The organism is Calidithermus roseus, from assembly GCF_003574095.1.
In the GTDB taxonomy this organism is placed as follows: Bacteria; Deinococcota; Deinococci; order Deinococcales; family Thermaceae; genus Calidithermus; species Calidithermus roseus.
The window spans coordinates 24,009-30,008 of the sequence record NZ_QWLA01000046.1 but is presented as its reverse complement, the minus strand read 5'-3'; the positions used below and the strand labels follow the sequence as shown (position 1 = coordinate 30,008).

Below are 6,000 nucleotides of genomic sequence, written 5' to 3'. Positions count from 1 at the left end.
CCCTCGAAGGGCGCCCCCGCCCGCACCGCCAAATCGGCGTCGCCGCTGGCGTCCACGTAGGTGTGGGCCACGAGTCGCACCAACCCGTCCTTGTTGTGCACCACGATGGAGCGCACGCGCTCGCCCTCCATCTCGGGTGCGACGAAGTGGGTGTGGTAGAGGATCTCCCCGCCCGACTCGACGAGCATGCGCTCGAGCACGTACTTCATCCCCTCGGGGTTGAACCAGTTGTCATTGCCGCTGGGGTCGGTGGCCCCGTCGCCGCGCTCGCACAGGCGGCGCTTGAGTTCGTCGGTGAGGCCCCGGTTGAGGTTGACCCCCGCCGCGACGTTGCGCATGAGGGGCGTGACTTGGGCGTTGGTGCCGGTGCCGCCCAGCGAGCCCAGGGCTTCGACGACAAGGGTCCTCGCCCCCGCCCGGGCGGCGGCGATGGCGGCGATCGCGCCCGCCGTGCCGCCCCCCACGACGATCACGTCCCAGGTGCGGGCTTCGGTACGAATGGGCAAGTTCACGGCCTCCATAGTCTTCCGTGTAGAGGCGGGTCTCGGGCCCGCCCCGAAGGAGGGCTTCACCCCTTCACCGCCCCCTCGAGCCCCCGCATGAAGTAGCGCTGGAAGACGAAGAAGATGATCAGGATGGGGATGATCTGGATGACCGCCCCCGCCGAGACGGCCCGGGTGTTGGTGGCGAAGGCCCCCGCCAGGTCGAGCAGCCCCGCCGCCAGCGGGTAGAGCTCGCGGTCGCGCAGCACGATCACAGCCCACAGGAAGCTGTTCCAGATCGCCACGAACTGCAGGATGCTGAAGGCGGCGATGGTGGGCATGGTCAGCGGCAACATCACCCGCCGCCAGATGGTCAGCTCGCCGGCCCCGTCGATGCGGGCGGCCTCGATGAGCTCCAGCGGCACCGCCAGGTAGGCCTGGCGCAGCAGGAACAGCCCCACCGTGCTGGGCAGGGCGGGCAGGATGATGGCGGCGAACTGCCCCACCGCGCCGGTCTCGGGGCGCAGCAGGCCCAGCTTGACCGTGGTCACGTAGTTGACGATCAGCCCGGCCTCGTTGGGCAGCACCAAGGTCGCCAGGATGGCGTAGAAGATGAAGTTGCGGCCCGGAAAGCTCATCTTGGCCAGCGGATAGGCCGCCAGGGCGCAGAAGGCTACGCTCAGGCCCACCCCCAGCACGCAGATGATGAGGCTGTTGAGCACCTGCCGGGCCACCGGGACCAGCGAGAAGACCTCGCGGTAGTTGCGCAGGCTGGGGTTCTCGGGCACCAGCGAGGGGGGAAACTCGAAGATGCCGCCGGAGGTCTCGAGCGAGGTCACGAAGGTCCAGACGAAGGGGTAGACGCTGATCACCAGGATCAGCAGCAGCAACGCATAGATCAGCACGCGCTCGAGCAGCACGCGCAGGCGCTTGCGGGCGCGGATACGCCGAAGCTCGAGGTCAGGCACGGTGCCCTCCAAGGAGATCGATGGTTGATAGCCGAGAGCCAAAAGTGCGCCAAATGCAAAAAGCTAAGCGCTGAACGCCCAAAACCACGATCGAACGGCGTTTTGCGTCCCGCGTCTGGCGTACGACGCAGGACGTACGACGTACGACCCACTCGCGTTTTGCGTCTGGCGTTTGGCGTTTGGCGTCCCGCGTCTTGCGTACGACGTAGGACGTATGACGTACGACCCTCTCGCATCCAGCGCTCACGAACTATTCCCCCCTCGAGTCAGCCGGAAGTTGATCACCCCGAAGATCAGGCTCACCACCGCGATCACCAAGCCCGCGGCGGCGGCGTAGCCGTAGCGGAAATCCTGGAAGGCCTGGGCGTAGACGAAGTACATGGCGGTGTAGGTGCTGCCCGCCGGGCCGCCCGCGGTCATGACGAAGATCTCCTCGAAGACCTTGATGGCGCTGATGGTCGAGAGCAGGCTGCACACCAGGATGGTCGGGCGCAGGCCGGGCAGGGTGATGTTCCAGAAGACCTGCCAGCGGCTCGCCCCGTCGATCACGGCGGCCTCCTCGAGGCTCTTGTCGATGCTCTGCAAGCCCGCGAGGTAGAGCACCATGTAGTAGCCCAGCCCCTTCCACAAGGTCACGAACATCACCGCGTAGAGGGCGATGGCGGGGTTGGAGAGCAGGTTGGTGGGGTTGCCCGCATCCATCAGGCCCAGCCGGGTGAGGATGAAGTTGACCGGGCCGTACTGGTTGTACATCCAGTTCCACATCAGGCCCACCACCGCGAAGCTGGTCACCACCGGCACGTAGTAGGCGGTGCGGAAGAGGCCGATGGCCGGGAGCTGGCGGTTGACCAGCATGGCCAACCCGATGGAGAGGATCTGGATGACGGGCACCACCAGCACGTACTTGATGCTGTTGGTCAGGCCGTACCAGAAGTCGCGGTCGGGGCCGCGAGCGGCGAAGGCGCCCAGCCCGAAGAGTTCCTCGAAGTTCCGCAGGCCCACCCACTTGGGGGGGGAGATAATGTTGTACTCGGTGAAGGCTAAGTAGGTGCCGAAGAGGATGGGCCAGAAGGCGTAGACCGCCTTCAGCGCTAGCATGGGCAGCATGAAGCCGTAGGCGATGGCCAGGGTGCGCAGCAGGCGGGCGTTCACCGGGGAGCCTCCGCGCCGGGCAGCCGCTCGAGCAGGGTCAGCCCGACGAGCGTGGGGTTGGCGGCAGCGCCGCTGGACTCGAGGGTGAGGCTCTGAATGGGCTGGTCTGGCTTGGGGTTGTTCCACACAAGCACGTTGAGGCCCGCCTCGAGCCCATCTTGGGTTCTGCCGCGCCAAACCGGCTCGTAGACCACCGTGCGCACCTGGGGCTCGAGCCAGCTCGTGAGGTGGCGGCCGTACTCCAGCGGCAAGGTGGCCTTCGAGCCGTCGGCGTAGGTCAGGGTGTAACTGCCGACGCGCTCGTAACGCTGACTGCCGATCCAGCCGGTGGTGTGCAGGAAGGCCAGCGCACGCGCCTTGACGCCACCGAGCTCGAGGGTCACGCTCTGGGGCAGGTCGGAGGCCGCCGCCCGCGCCCCCTTGAGCATCACCGCCCCCGAGACGTGGAAGCGGTAGGGGCCCAGGCGCACCACCCCGCTCGGCAGGGCCGAGAGGTCGGTGCTGGGGCCTTTCTGGATCCACTGCGTCTCGTCGGGGTCGGCGAGGCGGCGGGTGACGGCCGGGCCCAGATCGACGAGCTGCCCGGCGATGGGCGTGAAGGGCGGCACCCGCCAGGCCTGACGGTAGCGGGCGGCGAGGTCGTCGGGGGGCGCGCCGGGGGCTGGGGGGTTCCAGAAGGCGCTGGCGGCGTTGAAGTAGGCCACTGCCTGCTCGGCCTGCCCGTCGTACATGGTGGCGTTGCCAAAGTAGCCCGACCAACGGGTCTGGAGCACCCCGTTCGCCCCATAGCGCAGGGCGGCCTGGGCCATGCTCTCGGGGTTGCCGGGGTTGTACCAGGAGGAGCCCAGCACCCCGAAGCCCAACCCGCGAACGACCCCCAGGAGCGGGTAATCGGCGGCGGCGCTGTAGTTCCAGTAGGCCACCACGATGTCTTTGGGCAGTGCGGGCGCGATCTGCTCGCGGTAGGCCTCGGAGAAAGCCACGTCGTGCCAGATCATGGTGCCCACCCCCAGGCCCTTGAGGTGGTTGTACAGCCGCAGGGTGTCGTCCACGAAGAGCCTGGGCAGCCCCACGGCCACCGCCTCGGGCTTGGCCGGGAAACGGTTCTGGGCGGTCAGCTCGTCGTGGCCGATGTGGACGTACCTGGGCTTGAAGACCTCCACCACTTCACTGAGGATGGGCAGCACCACCTCGTAGACGCGGGGCACCAGGGGGTCGTAGGCGAAGGAGTTGGGGGCCTCGGGGTCGGCCCAGAGGTCCTTATTTGCGTCGTAGCGGCCAGTCTGAGGGTTGTAGAACAGCCACTGGGCGTGGCTGAGGAGCTCGAGGAGGGGGACGGGCTCCATGCCGTGCTCGCGGATGAGCCGCACCACCCGCTCGGCCTCGGCCCTAGGCGCTCCGCTGGGGTGCCAGAGGGCGCGGCTGCTGTTCCACTGCACGTAGTCGCTCATCACCAGCACGTGGCTGTACTTGAGCTTGGCCAGCAGCGGCACCAGCACGTCGTTGACGGCGCGCGAGTCCTTGTCGAGGTAGATCATGGCCATGCGCCAGCCGAAGGCAGGCCAGTCGCGCACCTGGGCGAAGCGGAAGCCCTGGGGGGTGAGCAACTGGCGCAAAGTCTGCGCGCCCCGGTACGCGCCCAGCGCATCGAAGCCCACCACCGCCGCGCCGCCCTCCTCGACCCACAGGGCGTAGCCCTCGGGCTTGTCGGGGGTGAGGCCGCGTTCACGGGCGGCCTGGGCGAGTTCAGGGTGCTCGAGCGTCCCCACGCGAAGCAGCTTGGAACCTTCAGTGGCCAGCGTTGTGCCGAAGCGGGCCTGGACCTCGCGGCTGAGGTCGCGCAGCGCCCACTGCAATTCGGGCTGGGGGCCTTCGGCCTGGAGCGCGAGGCCCTCGAGCGACAGGAAAGCCTCGGAAAGGCGGGCCTCCTGGGGCGGGGGCAGCAAGCTGGCAGGAGCGCTGCCCAAGTAGGCGTCGGGAACCGGGGTGAGCGCGAGGGGGATGGCAAAGGCGGGTAGAGTGGCCAGAAATCCGACCAGGGAGAGCAAAGGGGGGGTGCGGAGGAAAAGTTTCATCCGTCGTCGTGCAGGGGCAGCCAAAGCCGCCCCTGCGGGACTAAAGGTTGGCATTCCAGAACTTCACGATCTCGTCGAGGGCGGCCTTGGCGCTCTTCTGCCCGAAGATGGCGGCTTCGATGTTGTCCTTGAAGGCCTTGTTGAGCGCGGAGGCGTTGGGCACCGGCACGGTGAGGTCGCGTCCGTAGCGCATGGTCTTGGCCGCGGCCAGGCGGGCAAGGTCGTTGACGCTGCTGCCGCCCGAGCGGAAGAAGGGGTCGTTGGCGGCCTTGACGGTGGTGGGAAAGGTGGTGCCGGTGCGCTTGGAGAAGGCGAGCTGGTTGTCGTCGCTGGTCAGCCAGGCCGCCAGCGCCGCCGCGCGCTTGGGGTCGCGCACGCCCTTGGGCACGGCGTAGGCGAAGGTGCTCGCCTGCACCACCTGCCCAGGGCCGATGGGGTGGGGGGCCACCACGGTGGCCTTCCAGACGGCGTTGTTGTCCTTCTCGAGCCGCGGCATGAACTGCGGGCCGATGATGATGATGCCCAGCTTCCCCGCGGTGTAGAGCTCGTAGGCGGCGGTAAAGCCGCGGCGCATGACGTCCTCGGGGAAGTAGTCCTTTTTGCGCAATTCGACGTACTGCTGCAACAGCGCGACGTGGGCCGGAGAGTTGAACACCGCCTTCTTGCGGGCGGCGTCGAAGATGGGCAGCCCGGCCTCCTGGAAGGCCTTGAGGAAGTCGACGTTGGCGATGAGCGGGGCGAAGCCGTAGATGCCGGTCTTGTCCTTGATGGTCTTGGCCCACTCGATGATGCCGGGGATGGTCTTGGGCGGGTTGTTGGGGTCGAGGCCCGCCTTCTTGAGGATGTCGGTGTTGAAGGCAACGATGCGGGTCGAGGCGTAGTCGGGCAGGCCGTAGATCTTGCCCTCGTAGCTGAAGGCGTCGAGCGCGGTCTTCTGGTAGAGCTTGAAGGTGGCCGCCTCGAGCAGGTCGTTCAGCGGCAGCAGCGCACCCTGTTGGGCGAGCTCGAGGATCTGGCTCGAGTTGAGCTGCACCGCGTCCGGGGGGTTGCCCGCGGCGATGCCCGCGAGGATCTTCTGCTGGATGGCGTTCTGCGGCAGGTCGGTCCACTTGAGCTTGACCCCGGCGTTGGCCCGCTCGAAGCGCGCTACCAGCGGCTCGAAGAAGTCGTTGAAGGTGGGCGCGAGGCTGGTGGTGACGAACTCGAGCTGCTGCGCGCTCGACAGCCCCAGCGTGAGCAGAACGCCGATGGTCAAGAAAGGTTTGAGCATGGCTTTTTCCTCCTGGCTTTATTAAACCCCACACCGACGACGGACTAACCTGC

5 protein-coding genes are annotated in these 6,000 nt (G+C 67.4%); all 5 read right to left on the bottom strand.

Going from position 1 to position 6,000, the window contains the following annotated elements:
• The coding region (locus tag Mrose_RS11840) for an FAD-dependent oxidoreductase (protein WP_245969868.1) at positions 1–512 on the bottom strand (512 nt) is incomplete at its 3' end.
• 56 nt (positions 513–568) lie between these two features.
• Positions 569–1,450: a carbohydrate ABC transporter permease gene (locus Mrose_RS11835; RefSeq protein ID WP_220452320.1), complete on the bottom strand. Its 882-nt coding sequence runs from the start codon at positions 1,448–1,450 to the stop codon at positions 569–571.
• Positions 1,451–1,693: 243 nt separating this feature from the next.
• Positions 1,694–2,602 (bottom strand): carbohydrate ABC transporter permease, encoded by a 909-nt coding sequence (locus tag Mrose_RS11830; RefSeq protein WP_245969867.1) that lies wholly within the window; start codon positions 2,600–2,602, stop codon positions 1,694–1,696.
• Complete coding sequence (locus tag Mrose_RS19660; protein WP_119278495.1) at positions 2,599–4,677, bottom strand: glycoside hydrolase family 20 zincin-like fold domain-containing protein; 2,079 nt, start codon at positions 4,675–4,677, stop codon at positions 2,599–2,601. Before Mrose_RS19660 ends, Mrose_RS11830 begins: the two co-directional genes overlap by 4 nt.
• Before the next feature lie 40 nt (positions 4,678–4,717).
• Entirely contained in the window at positions 4,718–5,947 is a 1,230-nt protein-coding gene (locus Mrose_RS11820; protein ID WP_119278493.1) for an ABC transporter substrate-binding protein, read from the bottom strand.
• Between the last annotated feature and the right edge of the window lie 53 nt (positions 5,948–6,000).